Origin of the sequence: Mesorhizobium sp., assembly GCF_004963255.1 — a bacterium.
Classification (GTDB): Bacteria; Pseudomonadota; Alphaproteobacteria; order Rhizobiales; family Rhizobiaceae; genus Mesorhizobium.
Map to the genome: position 1 here is coordinate 125,826 of NZ_SUGA01000004.1, position 21,202 is coordinate 147,027.

Below are 21,202 nucleotides of genomic sequence, written 5' to 3' on the forward strand. Positions count from 1 at the left end.
AGGCGTGTCCGCTTCATACCTATCATGTGAAACCGAAAGCAAGGTGACGCCGATGGGCGCGGATGCCAAGACTGCCATGAAGGTCGAAATGACCGACGCCGCGGCAAAGCGGATCGCCAGGATCGTCGCCGGCGAATCGGGCAAGACGGCTCTGCGCGTCTCCGTCGAGGGCGGCGGCTGCTCCGGCTTTTCCTACAAATTCGACCTCGTCGGCGACCGCAATGATGACGATGTCGCCATCGAGAAGGATGGCGCGACCATCCTGATCGACGACCTTTCGCTGGTCTATATGGGCGGCTCGGTGATCGACTTCGTCGACGACCTGATGGGCCAGTCCTTCCAGATCAGGAACCCGAACGCGGTCGCCTCCTGCGGCTGCGGCACCAGCTTCTCCATCTGATCGACCGGACTTCGCAAGCCTATGACCGGTGCGAGCCGGGTAGCGCGTGCCTGTCCCCTGGCTTTGGCAGGAATGCGGCCGGACGGCCTTTCTAAAGGTCCGAGCAGGCAATACGATCCGCTTCGTCGAACGCCTTCCGTCCGAACAGCATCGAGGCCTGCATGAAGATCGTCACCTGGAACATCAACGGCGTTCGCGCCCGCATCGGCAACCTTACCCACTGGCTGACCGAAAGCGCGCCGGACATCGTTTGCCTGCAGGAGATCAAGACAGTCGACGAGCAGTTCCCGCGCGCCGAGATCGAGGCGCTGGGCTACAATGTCGAAACCAACGGTCAGAAGAGTTTCAACGGCGTCGCCATTCTGTCGAAGCTGCCCTTCGACGAGGTCAATCGCGGCCTGCCTGGCGACGATGCCGATGACCACGCCCGCTTCATCGAAGGCGTCTTCTCCACCGACCAGGGCGCCCTGCGCGTCGCCTCGCTTTATCTGCCCAACGGCAATCCGGTCGAGGATGAACGGAAGTTTTCCTACAAGCTTGCCTGGATGGCGCGGCTGGAGCGCTGGGCGGAAGAGCGGCTGCGGCTGGAGGAAGCGCTGGTGCTGGCCGGCGACTATAATGTCATTCCCGAACCCGCCGATGCCCGGTTCCCGGAAAACTGGCTGGGCGATGCGCTGTTCCAGCCGCAGACGAGGCAGGCCTTCCGCCGGCTGAAGAATCTCGGCTTCACCGAAGCGGTGCGCTCGGTGACCGACTCGGCCGGCGTCTACACCTTCTGGGACTATCAGGCCGGCGCCTGGCAGAAGAACAACGGCATCCGCATCGACCATCTGCTGCTGTCGCCGGAAGCCGCCAACCGCTTCTCGTCGGCCTCGGTGGAAAAGCACGTCCGCGCCTGGGAGAAGCCCTCCGATCACGTGCCGGTCGCGATCGAGCTCAGCCTGCAGCCGGCCTGAGACGCCGCCAAGACCCTGATATCGCCACAAATCCCCTCTTTGATGCGGGTTGCTGTGGGGGTTGAATGGCGATCCGATTTCTTTTCAGGCCGGTCGGCCTTGCCTTGGCGCTTGCCGCACCGACGCCCTCGCTGGCTGCACCGGCCTGTTTGGCCAACGGCAAGTCCTTCAATGTCGGTCAGACGGCCTGCCTGACCATTGCCGGCGAAAGCCATCTCGCCCGCTGCGACATGGTCCTCAACAACACGTCCTGGACCAGGATCAAGGACGAATGTCCAGGAGAAGCGCCAAAACCGCACCCGACCTCGATCTCGACGCCGACGCCCGGCCCGACGCCGACGGAGCCGACCGAGAACTGAAGCGCCGCTGATCTCCCGTATCCAGGTTACGCTGTGCACAGGTCTTCTGGGATTGGCGTGACTGGCTAGGCCGCGGCTTGATTGCCAAGTGGTTCCCCCATCCGTCGCTGCTTCGCAGCGCCACCTTTCTCCCTCCGGAGGGAAAGGAAGGGAGCCTTGCTGGACGGCAAAAAGGCTTGGCGCCTTTCCTCTACCCCGTCGATCGGGGGAGAGGTGGCTCGGCGAAGCCGAGACGGAGTGGGGGTCGACCAGCGCACCATAAGACAATGCATGCGCCAAGCTGCCATGCACGCTATCGACAAACCTGCGCTTACTGGTCGCCGTTGCTGCCCTTGGTCAGGATATCGTCGGCGAGCGAGATCGCGGTCCGGCGATCGGCCTCGCCGGCCGCGGCGAACGCCTCTTCCTGCATGCTGCGGATCCAGGGCTGATCGGCCGCCGGAGCCCGCTGAAGCGCCGCCGTCATCATCGCCAGGCCGCGCACGATCTTGCCACTCTGGAACAGGAGGTTGCCAAGCGTCGCCTGCGCGCCGGCATGGCCCTTCTCGGCTGCCAGCTGCAGCCAGCGGCCGGCCTGCTTGACGCTCGCCTTCACGCCGCCCTCGCCCTTGAGGAACATCCGTCCGATCTCGAACTGGGCGTTCGGATTGCGGTAGTTGGCGGCGGCGCGCATATAATATTCCTGCGCCGCGACTTCGTTCTCCTCGACCGGCGTGCCGGGAATGCCCTTGCGCAGATAGTCACCGAGCGCCACCAGCGCGTCCGAGACGTAGCTTTCCTCCGGCGAGCCGGGCTCGACATCCTGGTCGACGATTTCCGAGAAGAACTTGAAGGCGGCATAGTCGTCGCGCGTCACGCCGTCGCCTTCGGCATACATGCGCGCGAGCTTCCAGGTGGCGCCGATCTGGCCGTTTTCGGCGGCGTATTTATAGGCCTCGACCGCCTGGTCCTTGTGGCCGCTCTTGTAGGCGGAGAAGCCGAACTGAAACACCGCCCACGGGCTCGACTGCGGCTTCACGCCGGTCTTGTCGTCGAACACCTTGTCGTCGAAGGCCATGGCCTGCCCGACGGCGCCCAAGGTCGCAAGCGCGACCAGTGCCGAAAAGACAGACGACCTCAACACCTCAGATGTCCGCATAGCAGTGCGTTTCTTCTGCCCCACCCGGATGAGTCACCGCGCCGTCGCGGGCCGACCCTACGGTCTGTGCATATTTCCATATCGCGCCCGACTGATAGTCGGTCTTGCGCGGCTTCCATTTCTTTGCCCGGGCCGCCAGCTCGGCGTCCGACAGGGCCACTTCGATCGTGCCGTTCACGGCGTCGATCGAGATCACGTCGCCATCCTTGATCAGCCCGATCGGCCCGCCGACCGCCGCCTCCGGCCCGACATGGCCGATGCAGAAGCCGCGCGTGGCGCCCGAGAAGCGTCCGTCGGTGATCAGCGCCACCTTGCCGCCCATGCCCTGGCCGTAGAGCGCAGCCGTCGTCGACAGCATCTCGCGCATGCCCGGACCGCCGCGCGGCCCCTCGTAGCGGATGACGAGAACCTCGCCCTCCCGGTAGTTGCGCTGCGTGACCGCTTCGAAGCACTCCTCTTCCGAATCGAAACAGCGCGCCGGCCCTGAGAATTTCAGTTCCGACATGCCCGCGACCTTCACGATCGCACCTTCGGGGGCAAGGTTGCCCTTCAAGCCCACAACGCCGCCTGTCTTGGTGATCGGCCGATTGGCGGGACGCACAACATCCTGGCTCTCATTCCAGGCAACGTGCTCCATATTTTCGGCCAAAGTGCGGCCAGTGACCGTCATGCAGTCGCCGTGCAGATAGCCGTGATCGAGCAGCGTCTTCATCAGCAGCGGAATGCCGCCGGCCTCGAACATGTCCTTGGCGACATATTTGCCGCCCGGCTTGAGGTCGGCGATATAGGGCGTCTTCTCGAAGATCGCGGCCACGTCGAAGAGGTCGAACTTGATGCCGGCCTCATGCGCGATCGCCGGCAGATGCAGAGCCGCATTGGTCGAGCCGCCGGTGGCCGACACCACGGTCGCGGCATTTTCCAGCGCCTTCAACGTAACGATGTCGCGCGGCCGGATGTTCTTGGCGATCAGCTCCATGACCTTTTCGCCTGAGGCGAAATTGAAGCGGTCGCGCATCTCGTAGGGCGCCGGCGCGCCGCAGGAATAGGGCAGCGCCAGGCCGATCGCCTCGGCGACGGTGGCCATGGTGTTGGCGGTGAACTGAGCGCCGCAGGAACCGGCCGAAGGACAGGCCACCTGCTCGATCTCGAGCAGTTCGGCATCGCTGATCGTGCCCACCGAATGCTTGCCGACCGCCTCGAACACATCCTGCACGGTGATCTGCCGGCCGCGATAGCTGCCGGGCAGGATCGAGCCGCCATAGATGAAGATCGACGGCACGTTGAGGCGCACCATCGCCATCATCATGCCGGGCAGCGACTTGTCGCAGCCGGCGAGTCCGACAAGGGCATCGTAGCAATGGCCGCGCATGGTGAGCTCGACCGAATCGGCGATCACCTCGCGCGACACCAGCGACGACTTCATGCCCTGGTGGCCCATGGCGATGCCGTCGGTGACGGTGATGGTGCAGAACTCCCGCGGCGTGCCGTTGGCGGCCGCCACGCCCTTCTTGACCACCTGCGCCTGACGCATCAGCGAAATGTTGCAGGGCGCAGCCTCATTCCAGCAGCTCGCGACGCCGACAAGTGGCTGCGCGATCTCGGCCGCCGACAGGCCCATGGCATAGAGGTAGGAACGATGCGGCGCCCGCGCCGGACCTTCGGTCACGTAGCGGCTGGGCAGCTTGGCCTTCGAGATTACCCTGGCGTCCATACTCGTCCTTGCCGCACACCCCGCGGCCGGTCCCCTCGCCGCGCCAACCTGGCACGCATCCCGGGACATATCTCGGGTGCTCCGGGTTTATGGCGGGAAATGGGCAGTTCCCTCTGTCGGACTTCTACACGAGGGGTTGTTCAGAAAGTGTTGCCGAAACGCCACAATCGCACGAGGCCCGGCTTGGCAGCGAATCTGGAATATCGGGCGGAGAGTTCAGGCTGGACGGTCGGTCACACAACAAAAAGGCCGGGTATTGCCCGGCCTTTTCGGTGAGTTTTCAGAGGCTTAGAACTTGATCTTGAGGCCACCCGAAATCGCTGTGACCAGATCGTTGCCGAAGTCGTAGCTGACTTCGGTGCCGGCCTGATATCCGTTCTCACCATTCACTATCCCGGAATGGCCGCTGGTCAACACACCGATCGCGCCGGCCAGGCGAAGTTCAATGTTCGGCCGGGGCGTATAGGCGACGCCACCGCCCAGCGTCCAGGTATCGGTCTGCGAGCCGTAGCCATGCGAGGTGCCGCGATCCCAGCTCAGTTGGCCGGCGGCGCTCCACTGATCGTTGAACTTGTGGCCAATGCCGCCGGAAACTGTCCAGCCGTCACGATACATTAAGTCCAGCGACGTGATTTGGCCCGAATGCAGTTTATCGCCGGTAACGCATGCCGAAGAGGGAGTGCCTACGACGCAGATCGGGACGCTTTGCAGCAGGCTCCAGTTGACCCATTTGACTGAGCCGAAGGCGAGCCATCCAGGCGCGATACCGGACTGAAGCTTAAACTCGACCACATCGGGCATATACTGCGTCGAGCCGTAAATTGGCAGCACAGTTCCGCCGACATTCGTCAAGTCTAGGGTGCCCTCGATATTATCGAGCTTAACTTTTGAATTATAGACCAAGCTAGCCCTTAGAGCAATGTCGGGAATTTCATAGGCTAGACCAGCCCGCCAGCCCCAGCCGTTGCTGGTTAGATCGACGCGACCAGTACCCCCAAAGTTCGGCACAGCTGGTGAAATCAGGTCTTCCTTGAAGCCATAGACTTTTTGGTAAAACACACCGCCGATGAACCGAAGTTGGCCTTTACCCGCGTCCATCTTGTAGGAGCAGGTCGCCGCGTAATTGTCGCTCTTGATATCTGTTTCTATATTTGAGTACGAGCCGTTCCAAATACCCGGAGCGGTATGAGCACCCCACGGTTGCGAATAGTCGACCATACAGTCGACGCCTTGCACGATCTGGGCCTTGGCGCCGATACGCGGCACCCAATAGTCCTCGCTATCCTTGGCCGTGCTCATACCTGTCAACACACCCGGATTGCCCGAGGTGTCCACGGCGTTCTTCAGCTTGCGATCCGGCATCACATAGGTCGCTTCCGCTTCCGTCGCGAACGGTGCCGGATCGAACAGCAGGTCGATGTCGTAACCACCGCGCTCGATGCCGCCGGCATGCGCGGGTTGCATCGCTGCGCCGATCAACGCGATCGAAAAGCAGCCTGCCCCCGCCAGAGCTTTGAGCCGCAGAATATTCATGGAAATCCCTCCCCGAAATACAAGTGGCTCAAGCTAGAACCAATTCGGGTTAACGACGCAACAACGTTTTCAAGCGCTGTACATGTACACCTTGACAGCACCTATTTTTGCCATGGTGATCGGCCTCGCGATTGCAGCCTAAATCACGCCAACCGCGATCAAACAGCCGAAAAAATGCGGAGAAAGGATCCAAAAAGGGCCCAAAACAGCCGTTTTTGGGCTTGACGGGCCACATTGTTACATTACGGCAACAATGCGGCGCAAACTTTCCGTTTACGTCAAAATTAACGTAGCGGCACACCTATTTTCGAGGCAGCTAACGTACCGGAAAGCACCTCCGCGCTGAGGGCGATTCTTGCCGCTTAGCCGGCGTCGCGGACCCTTGTCAAAGCCACCGAAAGCTTCTCCTGCGCCTCGCGATATTCGGCGAGTTTCTCACGCTCGGCTTCGACCACCTCTTCCGGCGCGTTGGCGACGAACTTTTCGTTCGACAGCTTCTTGTGCAGACGGGCGATCTCCTCGGTCACCTTGGCCAATTCCTTCTGAAGCCGCGCGGCTTCGGCCTGGAGATCGATCAGGCTGCCGAGCGGCAGGCTTATCGTCGCCTCGTTGAGCACGATCTGGGCCGAGCCCTTTGGCGGCGCGTCGACCAACGCGATATCGCCGACGCGCGCCAGCCGCTTGATCGCCTGGGCGTGGCGCTCCAGCCGCTCCTGCGTCAGCGTGTTGGCGCCGATCACCATCAGCGGCGCGATCGCCGCCGGCGGCACGTTCATCTCCGACCGCACCGAGCGGATGCCCGAAACAAGGTCGACCAGCCAGTTGATGTCGGCGGCAGCCTCTTCGTCCTCGAAGTCGGGCGACGGCCAGGCGGCATGGCAAAGCAGCGACGAGCGCTCCTTGCCCTCGCCCGCGGTCTGCGCCCACAGCTCCTCGGTCATGAACGGCATCATCGGATGCAGGAGCTTATAGATCTCGTCGAGCACGAAGGCGACGCAGGCCCGGCTCTCGGCCTTGGCGGCCTCGTCCGTGCCCATGAACACCGGCTTCAGCAGCTCCAGGTACCAGTCGCAGAACAGGTTCCAGACGAAGCGGTAGGCAGCGCCCGCCGCCTCGTTGAAGCGGTAGCTGGTGATGCCCTCGGTGACCGCGCGCGCCGCCCGCGTCAGCTCGGTCAGGATCCAGCGATTGACCGGCAGCTTGGCGTCGTTCAGCCAGAAGTCGTCGTTGCGCGCAACCTCGTTCATCTCGGCGAAGCGCGTCGCGTTCCACAGCTTGGTGCCGAAATTGCGGTAGCCGGCGATGCGCGCCGGATCGAGCTTCACGTCGCGCCCTTGCGCCGCCATCACAGTCAGCGTGAAACGCAGCGCGTCGGCGCCGTACTCATCGATGAGGTCGAGCGGATCGATGACGTTGCCCTTCGACTTCGACATCTTGGCGCCGTTCTTGTCGCGCACCAGCGCATGCACATAGACGGTGTGGAACGGCTCCTCGTCCATGAAGTGCAGGCCCATCATCATCATGCGGGCCACCCAGAAGAAGATGATGTCAAAGCCGGTCACCAGCACGTCGGTCTGATAATAGGTCTTGAGCTCGGGCGTCTGGTCGGGCCAGCCGAGCGTCGAGAACGGCCACAGGGCCGACGAGAACCAGGTGTCCAGCACGTCCTCGTCGCGGGTCAGGATCTCGCCCGGCTGAAAATTCTCGAGCTTGTCCTCGACCCAGGCCTTCCACGGCCCTTCCAGCGCCAGGTAATATTCGACCGCCGCGGCTAAAGCCTCTTCCTCGGTCTTCTCGACGAAGACATGCCCGTCCGGCCCATACCAGGCCGGGATCTGGTGGCCCCACCAGAGCTGGCGCGAAATGCACCAGGGCTGGATGTTCTCCATCCAGTCGAAATAGGTCTTTTCCCAGTTCTTCGGCACGAAGTTCGTGCGGCCCTCGCGCACCGAGGCGATCGCCGGCTTGGCGAGCTCGGCGGCGTTGACATACCATTGGTCGGTCAGGAAGGGCTCGATCGGCACGCCGCCACGGTCGCCATGCGGCACGGTGTGCCGATGCGGCTCGACCTTGTCGAGGAACGCGCCCGCTTCCATCAGCGCGACGACCTTCTTGCGGGCAGCGAAGCGGTCGAGCCCGTCGAGTTCGTCCCAGACGGCCTGGCGCTCCGGCGTGACCTCGAGACCGGCGAGGAAATCCTCATTGTCCTTGAGCTTGATGGCGGCTTCGACCGTCAGGATGTTGATCGCCGGCAGCTTGTGACGCTTGCCGACCTCGAAATCGTTGAAGTCGTGCGCCGGCGTGATCTTGACGGCGCCGGAGCCCTTCTCCGGATCGGAATATTCGTCCGCCACGATCGGTATCTTGCGGCCGACGATCGGCAGCACGACGTTGCGGCCGACCAGATCGGTGAAGCGCGCGTCATCCGGATGCACGGCAACCGCCGTGTCGCCAAGCATCGTCTCGGGACGCGTCGTCGCGACCGTGATGAAGGTCTTCGGGTTCTCAGGGTCGAACGCCTCGCCTTCGATCGGGTAGCGGAAGTGCCAGAGATTGCCGTTGACCTCATGCTGCTCGACCTCGAGGTCGGAAATGGCTGTGAGCAGCTTCGGGTCCCAGTTCACAAGGCGCTTGTCCTTGTAGATGAGGCCTTCCTTATAGAGCGTGACGAAGACTTCCAGCACGGCCTTGGACAGACCTTCGTCCATGGTGAAGCGTTCGCGCGACCAGTCGGCCGAGGCGCCGAGGCGCTTCAGCTGGTTGAAGATCGCGCCGCCGGATTCCGCCTTCCACTCCCACACCTTCTCGATGAATTGCTCGCGCGTCAGATCGCGGCGGTGGATCTGCCTTTCCATGAGCTGGCGCTCGACCACCATCTGTGTGGCGATGCCGGCGTGATCCATGCCGGGCTGCCAAAGCACGTTCTTGCCGCGCATGCGCTCGAAGCGCACGAGAATGTCCTGCAGCGTGTTGTTGAGCGCATGCCCCATGTGCAGCGAGCCGGTGACGTTCGGCGGCGGGATGACGATGGTGAAAGCTTCCGCCCCTTCCTCCGCGCCGGCGCCGGCCCGGAAGGCGTCGGCCTCTTCCCAGATTTTGGCGATCTTCGGCTCGACGGTCTTGGCGTCGTAAGTCTTTTCAAGCATGGAGGAGGTCCGAACTGTCGGGAACAAGCGTCCGGTGTAAATCGGAAGGTCTTGGCCGAGTCAACCGCGAGAGCTGCGATCGCTCTCACAGATAGGCCTGCCGCGGCCAGCGACAATGCCAGAACAACGGCACGTGCACGCGGGCAGCCTCAAACGAAAGCGCCGCCCCAAGGCGGCGCTCTTCAGCCTGCGTGTTGCGGCGGCTACTGCGCGCCGCGCGCCACGCGCTCGATCTCTTCGCGCACCAGCCTTTCGACCAGCGTCGGCAGGTTGTTGTCGAGCCAATCCTGCAGCATCGGCCGCAGCATCTCCTCGGCCATTTCATCGAAGCTCTTCTTGCCACGGCTGGCAAAGGCATCGGAAAGCTCGCCGAACGCGGCGGCAACCTGCCTGCCCGTGTGCTCGGAAAGGATCGCGGGACGGGACGGCTGAGCCTCAGGCGCGGAGGACTGGGGAGCGCCGGCATGCGCGACAGCTTCGACCGCGGGTTCTTCCTTGTCGATCTCGACCCGCGGCGCGGCTTCCGGAGCCCGGACAGCCGGCTTCGCTGTGACGGTGCTGCCTCCGGCCGCGGCGATTTCCCGCCGCCAATCGGCGACAATGGTTTCGGCGGTCTGCGGCGCGTTTGCAGCGGCGGGCCTGTTGGCGGCTGCCGGCGCGCTCGGCTCGGCCGCGCGTCTAACACCAGTCTCCGCCGGGGTCGTCGGCGCCGGCGCCGCCTTCACCGGCTCCGAGCGAGCTTCGGCGCGCGCAAGCACGGGATCAGTCGCTGCAAGCTGGGCCTGGACTTCCGCCAGCGTCGCCGGCTTGCGGGGACCGGCATCGGCATGCAGTTCGGAACGAAAGCTGTCGACCTCGACGGCGGGTACGGCCGCGGAGGGAATATTGACGACGGCCGGCTCCAGGTCCTGGCGCAGCTCACCGGCCTCGGCCGGCTGCTTGCGACCGGTATCGCTGTCCTCGATGATCCTTCGGATGGAAGCCAGTATCTCTTCCATGGAAGGTTCGCGCTGCGCGCTGCTTGCCGTCGCCATCGTCACATCCGCCGCCCTTGTGACCCATTACGCAATTCCGTTCCCGCTCGGGCCGGAATTCGAATCAATGGCGACAGCGTAACCGACCGATCGTCATCCGAGAATCCCCAATCTGGGGACGCGTTGGATTTCAACAGATTAGGCGAAGCGCAACCCGGTCAGCCACGCGGAAAAGACAAACGCCGCGCATCCGATCGATACGCGGCGTTTGTCAAAGCTCGGATCGGAAATCAGCGCCCGTCGGGCGTGCGCAATCCAATCCACTTGTCCTTGACGGCGTTGTAATGCTCTTCCGGCCTGTATTTGGTGACTGCCAGGCCCAGGCGATCGACCGACAGCCGTCCCATCGCCGACAGGATGGCGTAGCTCGCCACCACCACGTCGCGCTCGGAGCTTGCCTGGTTGATCTTGGCGGTGATGACGGCGTTCTGCGCGTTCAACACGTCGAGCGTCGTGCGCTGGCCGACATTGCGCTCCTCGATGACGCCGTTCAGCGCCAGCTGCGCGGCATCGATGACCTGCCTGTTGGCGTCCACGCTTTCGCGCGCTGCGACATATTGCGTCCAAGCCGAGACCACGGCCTGGCGCACCTGGTCGCGGCTGACATCGACCTGGATGCGCGCCTCGCTGAGCGATTCCTTGTTCTGCCGCACAATCGCCGAGGTCCGGCCGCCCGAATAGATCGGAATGGTCAGAGTGGCGCCGATATTGGCGGACGTCGAGCTACCGTTGGGATTGCTGACGGAACCGGGAGAGGTGTGGCTGTAATTGTCCGAAATGCCGGCGGAGGCCGAAAGCTGGGGCAGCAGCGCACCTTCCGACGACTTCACCGAAAACGCCGCCGCATCGACGAGATGCTGCGTGGCAAGGATGGCCGGATGCTCGGCGGAAGCGACGGCCAGGGCGGATTCGAGATTGCCCGGCAACAGCTTGCCTAGTGGCGAAGCCGCCTTCAGCTTGCCCGGCTCGTCGCCGACGATCTGGTGATAGGTGGCGGCGCTCGCCAGCGCGGTCGCGCGGGCAGCGCTCAACTGCGCCACCGCCGTCGCCCGCGAGGCATCGGCCTGGGCGACATCGGTGCGGGTGCCTTCGCCGACCTCGAAGCGCGAGCGGGCGGCGCGCGCCTGCTCGGTCAGGAACTGCAGGTTCTGCTCGGTCAGCACCGCCACCTGACGGTCGCGAATCACGTCCATATAGGCGCTGGCCGCGTTGAACAGGATGTTCTCTTCGGTGTTGCGCAGGCTTTCGACCGAAGCCTTCACCTGCGATTCGGCGGCGGCGACATTGTTCTTGGTCTGAAAGCCGTCGAACAGCGTCTGGTTGATCTGCACGCCGAAGCTGCCGGTCGTCAGTCTCCTGCTGGTGCCAAATCCGTGCGTGTTGGTGTAGTCGATGTTGGCCGAACCGGTGACGGTCGGGCGCCAGCCCGACTTGGCGATGGCAACGCCCTCATCGGTGACGCGCACGCCGGCGCGAGCGGCGTTGAGCTGCGAATTGTACTGGTAGGCTTTGGCGAGGGCGCCCGTAATGGTCTCGGCGGAGGCGGCCAACGGCGAAAGCGCCGTCGCGGAAACGAGAATAGCTGCTAAAACTCTTTTGTGTCGGGGCGGCACGTTATTTCCCTCATTCGTTTTGCATGGGAACCACGCCACGTCAGCCTACCCTTGCGGATCGGCCAGCGCCGCGTTGTTTATCGTTCCCCCGCTGACGGCCTCCCGAAACGCCCGGTTAACCAAATCAGCAACGATTGTCAGGCGCAAGCGATCATGACAGCGCCTTCGCTGCAAGGCAAAAACGCTCAGAATTCAAACGCGTGAGCACGTTCGAAGCCCGGTAGTGGCTTAATTGCCGCATTAAACGCCCGTCTTCCGGTTACAACCCCCCCGGCCTTAAAAAACAGCCGGGCCACGCCAGAGTTGCCTTGTCCCTCGACCACAACCAGGCGTCCACCTTCCGCAAGCTGGTCGAGCAGCGCCGGCGGCACTTCCTCGACGCTGCCGCCGACGAAGATGACGTCGTAGGGCGCTTTAGCGGCATGCCCCTGCGGCAGCGGCCCGGTGATGACCGTGACATTTTGGCAGCCGAGGCTGGAAAGCGTGGATTTGGCGGTCTCGGCCAGCGCGGGATCGCTTTCCAGCGCCACCACGGACCGGGCAAGCCTGGACAGCAATGCGGCGGAATAGCCGCTGCCGCAACCGACATCGAGCACCGAATCACTCGCGTCGATCTCGGCCAGTTGCAAAAGCTTGGCGAGCGGCGACGGCTCCATCAGGTAGCGTGCGCCGCCGCCATTGGCGCCGTCCGAAATGCGGATGTCTTCGTCGATATAGGCCAGATCCCGCTGCCCGGCGCCGACAAAGTCCTCGCGCGGAACGGTCAGCATCGCTTCGATGAGGGGCGCGCTGGTGACATCGGTGGTGCGGATCTGGCCGTCGACCATCTTCACGCGGCGTTCGGAAAAATCAGCGCTCATGTCCCAACAATCCGCTCCCCGCGCCAAACGCGCGGCTAAAACTTCAACCGGAACCCCCGCTCCGGCGCGATTGCGCTGGAGCCCGCAAGCATCTGGAGGCCTCGCCCGGAATCGAACCGGGGTGCAAGGATTTGCAGTCCTCTGCGTAACCACTCCGCCACGAGGCCTCGCAATGCTCCCGGCGTTCCGAGCGAACTCATTATGTTGACGCTCAAGGGTCGTCAAGCGGCGGCGCGTCATTCCCGATGCTTTCGCATGGAGCGGCCAAAGTGGTGATTGCCAATCGGTTGTGACGGCTGGAGCATCGCAGTCGCCGGCCGGCTGCCCGCCGCCGGGGCTCCTCAGTCGGGTCGACGCCGGCGTTCCCACCAGACGATGAAACGCCGCCGGTGGCGTCGGATCATTGCGAATTCATAAGAAAGCACCAGGAGACCGAGCGGAATCATCCAGAAGCCGAGAATCGGCAGAAAGCCCAGAAGCCCGCCAAAGGTAAGCAGCATGCCGATGGCGATTCGCCAACCGCGCGAGCGCGGCATGGTGAACTCGCGGCCGAAGATCGAAATCTTGCGGGCCGGGGCGTCGTCATCGTCCGCTGCGGTCATTCAAACCAATCCCATCCGCTGCCTAAGCCATGTCAAGGCGATGACCGGCCGCTTTGTTCCGTGCCGGTGTGAAGCCCTTCATATGTGGGCGCGCCGAACGATGGCACAAATAGCCGCATCAAAAACTGGAGAAAAATTGCGAAATGCTGCTTTGCAAAGCCGAAAGGTGTTTGCTATAGGCTGCGCCACTCACGTCAGAGCCTCCGTTCCCCGGTAGCTCAGTGGTAGAGCAACCGGCTGTTAACCGGTTGGTCGCTGGTTCGAATCCGGCCCGGGGAGCCAATTTGCTAATCTTTTCATTTAGCGCTCCGCTTTCAACACATTGAAATCCTTACGTAGCTCAGCCGCACGGGCCTGGCAGAGCAGATTTTGCGCCAAAATTTGCTAATCATTACGCTAAACAATTTGCCAATCATGCCCGGTATCGGTAGGTTGACGATTAGAACATACCTAGCTGGAAGTGGCGGGCTATCCCGTGAACCTGACCTTACGCAATCGCACCTATCATATCGTCCGCCGCGTGCCGAAGCGCTATGCCCAAATCGACCCCCGGAAGCAGGTGTGGATTAGCCTACACACCGACTCGAAAACCGTCGCGGAACAGAAAGCGCCGACCGCGTGGGCTCACATGGTCGAGGGCTGGGAGGCCCGCCTTGCCGGCGCAACTGACGATGCGGAGCGACGGTTTGCAGCGGCGAAGGAATTGGCCGCCGTTCGCGGCTTCAGCTACCTGCCCGCTGATCGAGTCGCCCAACTCCCCCGCGAAAAGCTGCTTGAACGTGTTGAGTCTGCCCTGAAGCTCAATGGCGACGCTGCCAAGATCGAGGCCCGCGCCGTGCTGGGCGGCGCTCGCGAACCGGGGATCAAGATCAGCAAGGCGCTAGAACTGTATTGGGGCTTTGCCAAGCAGGACACGATAGGCAAGAGCGAGGATCAGCTTCGCCGCTGGGAGCACCCCCGGAAACGGGCCATCGCCAACTTGATTGAAGAGATCGGCGACAAGGAGCTTTCCGAGATCACGGGCGATGACATGCTCGACTTCCGCGAAACATGGATGGAACGGATCGCGGCCGGTGATGCGCAGCCCGACACCGCCAACAAGGATTTCCAGCACATCGGCAATATCCTTCGCACCGTAGTCAAGATGAAGCGGTTAGGGCTGGTCCTGCCGCTGGACGGTCTCACCTTCAAAGCCGACAAGGAGCGGAGCCGCCCGCCTTTCTCGGTCGAATGGATCAAGACCAAGCTTCTTGCCCCTGGCGCACTAGACAGCTTGAACACCGAAGCGCGGTGCATCCTGCTAGGCATGATTAACACCGGCTATCGCCCCGGCGAAGCGGCCGGGCTCATGCCGCACCACATCCGGCTTGACGTAGACGTGCCGCACATCTCGATTGAGCCTGAAGGCCGACAGCTAAAGAACAAGGTCAGCCAGCGTTTAATTCCGCTGGTAGGCGTGTCGCTCGAAGCCTTCAAGCAATGCCCGCAAGGCTTTCCCACCTATCGTTTCAGGGACAAGATCAGCAACACGGTGAACAAGTACCTTCGGGAACATGACCTCTTAGAGACACCGGAGCATGTGCTCTACAGCCTGAGGCATTCATTTGAAGACCGGATGATTGCCGCCAAGGTCGATGACCGTATCCGGCGCGACCTGTTCGGTCATTCGCTCGGCAGGGAACGCTACGGCGAAGGCGCGACGTTGGCCCACAAGCGGGACATCCTTCAGAGCTTCGCCCTTTGAGCGGCGACGATTGCCCGCGCCCGGGCGATTGGGTCACCCCTCGCTTCTTCGGCGACAATCTCGACCTCTAGCCGCATGAAGATCGGCGCATAGATCGCATCTTCGATCACAAGCCCGGCAACGAACGCGTGCGCAGCTTTGAGCCGGGCCAGCATGGACCCGTTATCGTCGGTTATTGTCGAAGAATGCAGCATGGCTTGGGTCTGTTTTTGAAACTGGGTGCAAACTCAGCGGCGCAGGAAATGCGCGCCAATCCAGATGGCAGGCCAAACGGCTAAGAACAGCGCCGCCGCTACCAATGCGGCCCGCCTGCCCCGGTGAAGGTCTTCCACCACGGCATGAGAGTCTGCCGCTACGGCCGGCCCAGCGTTGCGATTAGTGACGATGCCTTGAATGAAGAGCAGACCGCCGCCGACCCAGAGCGCGCCCGCCAGTAAAATCATGTCTGTTGTCATCGTCGGAAACCCCGTCCGCTTTTGATCGAGGCGGGAGTCTACGGCAGCCGGCATTTAAGTCAATAACACTGAAAAACTAACGCAGAAAGCATACTTGCCGTCTACTTTGAAAAGCGGCATACAGTGTCTTCGTCAACAGGGTTAGTCTGTATTTTGTAAAGGGGCTCAAACGGTTACACTGCCGAAATAATGGCATTATAGGCGAACGTATGATAGACCGGGCTTGCGCTGGTTCACGCTGCGCGGCGTGAGCTTTAAGGACGGCGGTGTGGGCTTTTCCGTGGTTGGTGGCCCGCACCGCCGTCACACCAACCACGGAATACGATCATGTCACTGAATGCAGCCGCCGCACGCCCGCAATCCGCCAACACCAGCAATCCCCCGCGTTATGACCTAAGCAAGTTCGACGCGCGGAGAACCGACCTGATGACGCCGTGGGAGGAAAACCCTACAGGCACCGCGATACAGGTACTTGTCTATCGTCGCCTAATAGAAGCGTGGATGCCGTACCTATCTCCGGCCGAGTTTGTCGTTATGGCCTTCATACTGCGATACACCGCTGGTATGGGCCGCAAAGGCGCCCACGACCGTGGCCGTCTATCGGCCGGCTTTCATTACAAGCAGATCGCCAACGCAACGGGCCTTAGCCGGACCACGGTAGAGCGAGCCATCGGCCGCCTTAAAGAACTTGGCTTCATCACCGTGAACAACGGCGACAACAGACAGTGCCTCATAGTCACCCCTGACCTGAATTGGATGGCTTACAAAGACACGCTTCCGGCGTTCCACGGGAGGAGGGCTTTGGCTGCGAAACGTAAGCCCAAAAAGGCTTCGCCCGTCTCTACGTGGGCTAACCCACCTCTTCCAAGAGGAGACCCCTACCTCCTCCAAGAGGAGACCTCGCGCCTCTTCCAAGAGGAGACCCCTCACCTCTTCCAAGAGGTGCTTCTAGAATGCAAGGAAGAAGACAAGAAAGAAGATTTAGAAGACACAGGACTACCGGCAGCGCCCGCTACGCGGTCGACCGGTGGCCCGGAAGTTCCCTCTTCAAGTGTCCCGGTTTCTGTCCGGGTGCGAGTCCGCCAGCGTGCCGGCTCTCTTCCGGCAAAAAAAGAGCCCCCCCAGTTGCGCGCCGCCCCCCCGGCCTCCGACATCGCCGAGCCTATGCTGCCCCTGCGCCTCGAAACCGCATCACGCCAGTTCACCGACGAGGAGCGCGCCGCCGACCGTGCCCGCCAGCTTCAGACGGTGCGCACGATTTTGAAACCGGGTGCACTCGAAAAGACCTATCGCGCGGCGTTCGAGGACGCCTACGGAGACCAGCCCGGCGTGTTCGCGCTCGCGTGGACCCACGTCCAGCTTGCCAAGATCGGCGCGGTGATCGTGAAGAAATGGCCGGCAGGCGCGGCGGAGGATTGCCACGATTACATCGCATGGGTCGTGATGAATTTCTCGCGGCTGCGCCGGCAGGTGTTCGGCTGGATGAAAAAGCCCGAAGCCCCGGTTGCGCCGAACGCTGATTTCCTCGCCCGCTGGCACGGCGACCTCCTGAAGGCTTACCAGAAGCGCCGGCAGGAACAGAACATCGAATGCCTCGACAGCCACGAGGAACGCAAGCTCGCCCATCTGACGCTCGTGCAGGGCAAGTCCCCCGAGGAAGCACTGATCAGCATCGCCGAAGACCGCGCCGCGCTGAAGCTCCGGGACGAGATCGAGGCCGGCAAGGCGGAAGCGACCCGGCGTCTGCGCGCCGCGCAACTCGCTGAACAGGCTGCGGCCAAGAAACCCATGGGCATCCATCCCCGGTCGGAGGTCGCCATGCGCCTCCGCGAACTTGAAGCCAAGATGCACAAAAAGGCCGTCGACCCCAATGAACCGATAGACCTGATGGCGGCGCTGGAAGAGGGCGAACGCCGCGCACGAGAGGATAGCCCTGCGGAGGCAAAGACGCATTAGAGCGCTCCAGCCACCCCATGATTGATAACCCTTCTTGGCTCGGGCTTCATGGCGATACGCCGTCCGCGTTATGCGCATTAAACTGGCCAGGAAGCCCACGACACGCCTGACGACGGCAAGAGCCCAGCGGCCAAAGCTCGGCTCGAAAGACGGAAAAAATGCGCCCACGTGTCACCGGAGCGGCGCTTGGAGATCAGTAAGAAGGCGGCGTGAAAACCCGAACAGTGGTTGCGTGTTAAGAATTTCTCCCATACGGTAGGGGAAGATTCGTTAACACGGAGAACCGTTGTGCCTGAAATGCCCCAAATGGTCCCGACCCGTATCCTTCGGGAAGACTGGCAAGTTCTGCCTCGCCTTGAAGACCTTCAGCTTGAAAAGGCCAAGCTCTTGAACATCCGCGCTACGGCTGTCGGCGCGGCGGCCGACACCACGCCTTACCACCCCGCGAACACGGCCGGCACTCTGTCCTATCACTTCGGTACTTTCGCACTCAGGAATGAGTTTGTCGGCAAGGTCTGGGTGCTTGATCGCACGAACGGGGTCGAGACCATTAAGAACGAGACCAAGCGCATCAAAGTCGTCTTCGCCAACGTGGACATTGCTTGCAATGACGACCACCCGCCTAAGCCGCGCTCGACCAAAGGAGCCGGTGCCGAGCGTCTGTGCGTCGGCAACGACCTGTTCGGCGGGCTTCCGCACTATGCCCCCGCTGTTGCCGAGGCCGGTTGGACCGTCTTCTATCTGATGGTGGCTCCCGACGGGGCGGTGGAACTAAGTTGCCCGCTGCTTAAGAACGGCACTTTTCAGCACTTTGTCGAGCGCCTGTATCTGTCTGACGGTAGCGATCTCGACAAAGAGCCGAAGTTGTCGCTTGACGAAGATGACGCGGCCGACGATTTCGATCCGCAGGTTGCCCGTAAGAAGTAAAGCGTCATGGCATTCAATCCGAAGAGACTCATCCTCGCCCGGAAACGGCGGCGGATGACTGGCAAAGGACTCGCTGAGGCGGCCGGCTTGTCGCCGATCACCGTGTCCCGCGTCGAAAATGGTGAGAATGAGCCCGACGAGGCTACAGTGGATAGGTTCGCAAAAGCGCTCGCCTATCCGGCGACCTTTTTCTATCTCGATGACCCTGACGAACTCGACACTACGGCTGTCAGTTTTCGAAGCCTTTCGAAAATGAGTTCAAAGGAACGCGATGCCGCCATCAACGCCGGCCGCCTTGGTCTGCAATTGAGCGATTGGCTTGAAGGGCAGTTTAGTCTGCCTGACGCCAACCTGGTGGATCTCAGCTACGAAACAGACCCAGAAGCAGCCGCTCGCACTCTGCGCGCCTATTGGAGCCTAGGAGAAAAGCCCATTGGCAACATGCTTGGTCTTTTGGAGGTTCAAGGGGTCAGGGTGTTCTCCCTTTCGGAAGCGACTAGCTCGGTGGACGCCTTCTCGTTCTGGCGCGATGAACGGCCATTCGTATTTTTGAATAACTACAAAACTGCGGAACACAGCATCTTTGATGCTGCCCATGAGCTATGCCATTTGGTGATGCACAGGCACGCCGGCTCTCAGCTGTCGCGAACGGCCGAGCGCGAGGCCAACCAATTCGCTTCGGCATTTTTGATGCCGGAGAACGATGTGCGTTCACGTATGCCGCGGTTCATCACTGTCGATCTTATTATTCGCGCAAAGGCCCGTTGGCGGGTATCGGCGATGGCGATGGCCTACAGGCTTCATTCGTTGAATTTGCTTAGCGAGTGGCAATACAAATCTGCCTGCATTGAGCTAGGCCGCCGGGGCTATCGGAGCGGCGAGCCCAACGGCATCGAGCGCGAGACATCAGCGGTCTGGAGGAAAATTCTCGCCCACCTCTGGAGCGAGAAAGTGACAAAGCACGAAATAGCGGGCCTTCTACATCTCCCGCCAGATGAGCTTGAAGGGCTGATCTGGGGATTGGCTGGACCAGTCGTCCGACCGGATCGGGACGATAGCCGCGCTGGCTTGCGCCTGATTTAATGTGAACTTTTCATACTTCCCTGCAGTGGCCGCTGGCGTGTCGAAAACACTCTGGTCGATACGAGAAGATGGACGCTGTTGCGTTCTGGCGATGCTGGAGCAGGACCGTGCTCTAGGGCGAGCGCCACACTGCCCGCCAGCGGGAGATTATCGCCATCCTTCAGCGCAATGGCTTCAGGACGGATTTGACCGAAAGAGCTTTTGGCCCTGTTTGCGCAGATGCAAATTCTGCACATCGCTCACGGAGTCGGCTTTTTAATTCAAACTGATACCCTACCCGAGTTTGCCCAACAGGTTGCAAAATGAGGCGGTCCGGAAATCAAGCTTGCGGTATAATCCCAGTCTTATCCGCCACTCGCCTTGCCAGTCTCGACAGTGTTGACCGGGAACATCCCGTTGCCGAAACGATGGTGCTCCAGCTTTGCCCGCTGGTGAGCATGTTTTGGATCGCCGCGTTTCGCGCCTTGTCTTCGGGACGACCCCGGTATTTGCCCTCGTCCTTGGCCTTTGCAATGCCCTGCATCTGCCTGCGTCGCCTGTCATCATAATCCTTGCGGGCAATGGCTGCCAACATGTCCAGTAGCATCCCGTTGACCGCTTCCAACATGCGCGCCGTGAAGGAGTCCTCCTCCGCCGTCATCATCTGGTGCGAGGCCTGAAGGTCCAACGCAACGATCTTGACCTTCCGTTGTGCAATCTCCTGCTTGAGGCGCTCCCAGTCGACGGCATTGAGGCGGCTCAACCGATCCACCTGTTCGATGAGGAGGATATCTCCCGGCTCACAGTCGGCAAGAAGGCGGAACAATTCCGGGCGGGCTAAGGATGCTCCGCTCTCGTTCTCCAGATAGGTGGCGGCGATTTTGAGGCCCCGCTCTTTGGCGAACGCGAGGAGATCGCTCTTGGCACGGCTGGCGTCCTGCTCTTTGGTTGAGGCTCGAAGATATGCGCGTACGAACATGTGACCCCCGGTTCGATATGAACCGTCTGATATTGCCCGGTACGATTAGGGTGGTCAAACATTATTATCGAACCAGCCCAAAAGGTGGTTCGCTAAAAGCATACCTTGAAGAACCGGCCGCCACGGGAGCAGACGCGGCTTCATTTCGGGCCGCGTGAGTGCGTGTAAGATCTGGGTAGTCAACCAGAGAGCACGCATGACAGCTTGGCAGCCGCCCAGCAATTTGTGCTGGCGGGGGCAGATTCCAGCCTACTCTAATTCAGCTCGTATCGACCCGGGCTCTCCAATTGCGCCATTTGATCCGGGAGGCCCATCCACACCATCGGAGCCTGAAGGCCCGTCCTTGCCGCCGCTACAAAAATGACTACCGTTCCCGCCACGGCCACCGCGCCCACCAGGGCCGCCTCGACCGCCATGGCCCCCTGCTCCTCCCTGTCCACCATTGGAAGTAAACAAAATTTCAGCCCTGAATGCGCTAATCGGGCCTCGCAGAACGAGATAGCCTCCGTTCCCACCGTCGCCGCCTCTACCTCCTGGACCACCGGGTCCGCCTTGACCTCCCGGACTTCCCGGCTTGCCCGACCTGCGACAGTTCAATAATTCCTCAAGTGCTGGCTCTCCATTCAGCCCTTGAGCACCAGGCGAACCCGGAGCGCCTTCTTGTCCCGGCTCGCCCGGCTGGCCACTTAGGTCAACGGTCAACAGAGATCGCGGGTTTACATCAATA

At 61.7% G+C, this 21,202-nt stretch carries 19 protein-coding genes and 2 tRNA genes; 8 read left to right on the plus strand and 13 right to left on the minus strand.

Annotated elements, in window-relative coordinates; genetic code table 11:
- Positions 1-52: 52 nt before the first annotated feature.
- The 3 genes from erpA (at position 53) to E5X34_RS07175 (ending at position 1,715) form a co-directional block, all read left to right on the plus strand.
- On the plus strand, positions 53-400 hold the full coding sequence (gene erpA, locus E5X34_RS07165; RefSeq protein WP_292562589.1) for an iron-sulfur cluster insertion protein ErpA: 348 nt from the start codon (positions 53-55) through the stop codon (positions 398-400).
- A gap of 161 nt (positions 401-561) precedes the next feature.
- On the plus strand, positions 562-1,356 hold the full coding sequence (gene xth, locus E5X34_RS07170; protein WP_126060393.1) for an exodeoxyribonuclease III: 795 nt from the start codon (positions 562-564) through the stop codon (positions 1,354-1,356).
- A gap of 65 nt (positions 1,357-1,421) precedes the next feature.
- The gene (locus E5X34_RS07175; protein WP_292562591.1) at positions 1,422-1,715 is read left to right on the plus strand and encodes a hypothetical protein; all 294 of its coding nucleotides are present in this window, start codon (positions 1,422-1,424) and stop codon (positions 1,713-1,715) included.
- Between the two features lie 310 nt (positions 1,716-2,025).
- Here the strand turns inward: E5X34_RS07175 and E5X34_RS07180 are convergent, their stop codons facing one another.
- From E5X34_RS07180 to E5X34_RS07220, 9 genes are all read right to left on the minus strand, one after another.
- Entirely contained in the window at positions 2,026-2,853 is an 828-nt protein-coding gene (locus E5X34_RS07180; protein WP_042644768.1) for a tetratricopeptide repeat protein, read from the minus strand.
- Positions 2,840-4,564: a dihydroxy-acid dehydratase gene (gene ilvD, locus E5X34_RS07185; RefSeq protein WP_292562593.1), complete on the minus strand. Its 1,725-nt coding sequence runs from the start codon at positions 4,562-4,564 to the stop codon at positions 2,840-2,842. The genes E5X34_RS07180 and ilvD overlap by 14 nt, the downstream gene beginning before the upstream one ends.
- Positions 4,565-4,852: 288 nt before the next feature.
- Entirely contained in the window at positions 4,853-6,097 is a 1,245-nt protein-coding gene (locus tag E5X34_RS07190) for an OmpP1/FadL family transporter (protein ID WP_292562595.1), read from the minus strand.
- A 362-nt stretch (positions 6,098-6,459) separates the two neighbouring features.
- Positions 6,460-9,243 (minus strand): valine--tRNA ligase, encoded by a 2,784-nt coding sequence (locus E5X34_RS07195; protein WP_292562596.1) that lies wholly within the window; start codon positions 9,241-9,243, stop codon positions 6,460-6,462.
- A gap of 203 nt (positions 9,244-9,446) precedes the next feature.
- Complete coding sequence (locus E5X34_RS07200) at positions 9,447-10,277, minus strand: PopZ family protein (protein ID WP_292562598.1); 831 nt, start codon at positions 10,275-10,277, stop codon at positions 9,447-9,449.
- Between the two features lie 230 nt (positions 10,278-10,507).
- Positions 10,508-11,890 (minus strand): TolC family outer membrane protein, encoded by a 1,383-nt coding sequence (locus tag E5X34_RS07205; RefSeq protein ID WP_292562599.1) that lies wholly within the window; start codon positions 11,888-11,890, stop codon positions 10,508-10,510.
- A 185-nt stretch (positions 11,891-12,075) separates the two neighbouring features.
- Positions 12,076-12,750, minus strand: a complete 675-nt coding sequence (locus E5X34_RS07210) for a protein-L-isoaspartate O-methyltransferase (protein ID WP_292562601.1) — start codon at positions 12,748-12,750, stop codon at positions 12,076-12,078.
- Between the two features lie 93 nt (positions 12,751-12,843).
- Positions 12,844-12,917 (minus strand) — tRNA-Cys (locus E5X34_RS07215).
- Positions 12,918-13,091: 174 nt separating this feature from the next.
- The gene (locus tag E5X34_RS07220) at positions 13,092-13,352 is read right to left on the minus strand and encodes a hypothetical protein (RefSeq protein WP_292562603.1); all 261 of its coding nucleotides are present in this window, start codon (positions 13,350-13,352) and stop codon (positions 13,092-13,094) included.
- Positions 13,353-13,559: 207 nt separating this feature from the next.
- Here E5X34_RS07220 and E5X34_RS07225 point away from each other — a divergent pair.
- Together E5X34_RS07225 and E5X34_RS07230 are read left to right on the plus strand one after the other, a co-directional pair.
- Positions 13,560-13,634: transfer RNA gene (locus E5X34_RS07225), tRNA-Asn, on the plus strand.
- Positions 13,635-13,827: 193 nt separating this feature from the next.
- On the plus strand, positions 13,828-15,096 hold the full coding sequence (locus E5X34_RS07230) for a tyrosine-type recombinase/integrase (RefSeq protein ID WP_292562605.1): 1,269 nt from the start codon (positions 13,828-13,830) through the stop codon (positions 15,094-15,096).
- Here the strand turns inward: E5X34_RS07230 and E5X34_RS07235 are convergent.
- The gene (locus tag E5X34_RS07235) at positions 15,078-15,251 is read right to left on the minus strand and encodes a hypothetical protein (protein WP_292562607.1); all 174 of its coding nucleotides are present in this window, start codon (positions 15,249-15,251) and stop codon (positions 15,078-15,080) included. The genes E5X34_RS07230 and E5X34_RS07235 overlap by 19 nt on opposite strands.
- A 72-nt stretch (positions 15,252-15,323) precedes the next feature.
- Complete coding sequence (locus E5X34_RS07240; RefSeq protein ID WP_292562609.1) at positions 15,324-15,551, minus strand: hypothetical protein; 228 nt, start codon at positions 15,549-15,551, stop codon at positions 15,324-15,326.
- A 327-nt stretch (positions 15,552-15,878) separates the two neighbouring features.
- Between E5X34_RS07240 and E5X34_RS07245 the strand changes: the two genes are divergently transcribed.
- From E5X34_RS07245 to E5X34_RS07255, 3 genes are all read left to right on the plus strand, one after another.
- A complete protein-coding gene (locus E5X34_RS07245; protein ID WP_292562610.1) occupies positions 15,879-17,507 on the plus strand; it encodes a winged helix-turn-helix transcriptional regulator in 1,629 nt (542 codons plus the stop codon).
- 297 nt (positions 17,508-17,804) lie between these two features.
- Positions 17,805-18,434 (plus strand): hypothetical protein, encoded by a 630-nt coding sequence (locus tag E5X34_RS07250; protein ID WP_292562838.1) that lies wholly within the window; start codon positions 17,805-17,807, stop codon positions 18,432-18,434.
- A 6-nt stretch (positions 18,435-18,440) separates the two neighbouring features.
- Positions 18,441-19,517, plus strand: coding sequence for an XRE family transcriptional regulator (locus E5X34_RS07255; protein ID WP_292562612.1), 1,077 nt, complete (start codon positions 18,441-18,443; stop codon positions 19,515-19,517).
- Between the two features lie 319 nt (positions 19,518-19,836).
- Here E5X34_RS07255 and E5X34_RS07260 read toward each other — a convergent pair whose 3' ends face one another.
- Together E5X34_RS07260 and E5X34_RS07265 are read right to left on the minus strand one after the other, a co-directional pair.
- A complete protein-coding gene (locus tag E5X34_RS07260; protein WP_292562614.1) occupies positions 19,837-20,475 on the minus strand; it encodes a recombinase family protein in 639 nt (212 codons plus the stop codon).
- 254 nt (positions 20,476-20,729) lie between these two features.
- The gene (locus E5X34_RS07265; RefSeq protein WP_292562616.1) at positions 20,730-20,891 is read right to left on the minus strand and encodes a hypothetical protein; all 162 of its coding nucleotides are present in this window, start codon (positions 20,889-20,891) and stop codon (positions 20,730-20,732) included.
- Positions 20,892-21,202 lie beyond the last annotated feature (311 nt).

Bases quoted from the DNA above. Each gene is read 5' to 3' on its own strand.
- E5X34_RS07260 (WP_292562614.1), bottom strand. From the start codon at position 20,475: ATGTTCGTACGCGCATATCTTCGAGCCTCAACCAAAGAGCAGGACGCC.
- E5X34_RS07265 (WP_292562616.1), bottom strand. From the start codon at position 20,891: ATGGCGGTCGAGGCGGCCCTGGTGGGCGCGGTGGCCGTGGCGGGAACG.
- E5X34_RS07255 (WP_292562612.1), top strand. From the start codon at position 18,441: ATGGCATTCAATCCGAAGAGACTCATCCTCGCCCGGAAACGGCGGCGG.
- E5X34_RS07240 (WP_292562609.1), bottom strand. From the start codon at position 15,551: ATGACAACAGACATGATTTTACTGGCGGGCGCGCTCTGGGTCGGCGGC.
- E5X34_RS07190 (WP_292562595.1), bottom strand. From the start codon at position 6,097: ATGAATATTCTGCGGCTCAAAGCTCTGGCGGGGGCAGGCTGCTTTTCG.
- xth (WP_126060393.1), top strand. From the start codon at position 562: ATGAAGATCGTCACCTGGAACATCAACGGCGTTCGCGCCCGCATCGGC.
- E5X34_RS07180 (WP_042644768.1), bottom strand. From the start codon at position 2,853: ATGCGGACATCTGAGGTGTTGAGGTCGTCTGTCTTTTCGGCACTGGTC.
- ilvD (WP_292562593.1), bottom strand. From the start codon at position 4,564: ATGGACGCCAGGGTAATCTCGAAGGCCAAGCTGCCCAGCCGCTACGTG.
- E5X34_RS07250 (WP_292562838.1), top strand. From the start codon at position 17,805: ATGCCCCAAATGGTCCCGACCCGTATCCTTCGGGAAGACTGGCAAGTT.
- E5X34_RS07200 (WP_292562598.1), bottom strand. From the start codon at position 10,277: ATGGCGACGGCAAGCAGCGCGCAGCGCGAACCTTCCATGGAAGAGATA.
- E5X34_RS07210 (WP_292562601.1), bottom strand. From the start codon at position 12,750: ATGAGCGCTGATTTTTCCGAACGCCGCGTGAAGATGGTCGACGGCCAG.
- E5X34_RS07195 (WP_292562596.1), bottom strand. From the start codon at position 9,243: ATGCTTGAAAAGACTTACGACGCCAAGACCGTCGAGCCGAAGATCGCC.
- erpA (WP_292562589.1), top strand. From the start codon at position 53: ATGGGCGCGGATGCCAAGACTGCCATGAAGGTCGAAATGACCGACGCC.
- E5X34_RS07235 (WP_292562607.1), bottom strand. From the start codon at position 15,251: ATGCTGGCCCGGCTCAAAGCTGCGCACGCGTTCGTTGCCGGGCTTGTG.
- E5X34_RS07245 (WP_292562610.1), top strand. From the start codon at position 15,879: ATGTCACTGAATGCAGCCGCCGCACGCCCGCAATCCGCCAACACCAGC.
- E5X34_RS07175 (WP_292562591.1), top strand. From the start codon at position 1,422: ATGGCGATCCGATTTCTTTTCAGGCCGGTCGGCCTTGCCTTGGCGCTT.
- E5X34_RS07220 (WP_292562603.1), bottom strand. From the start codon at position 13,352: ATGACCGCAGCGGACGATGACGACGCCCCGGCCCGCAAGATTTCGATC.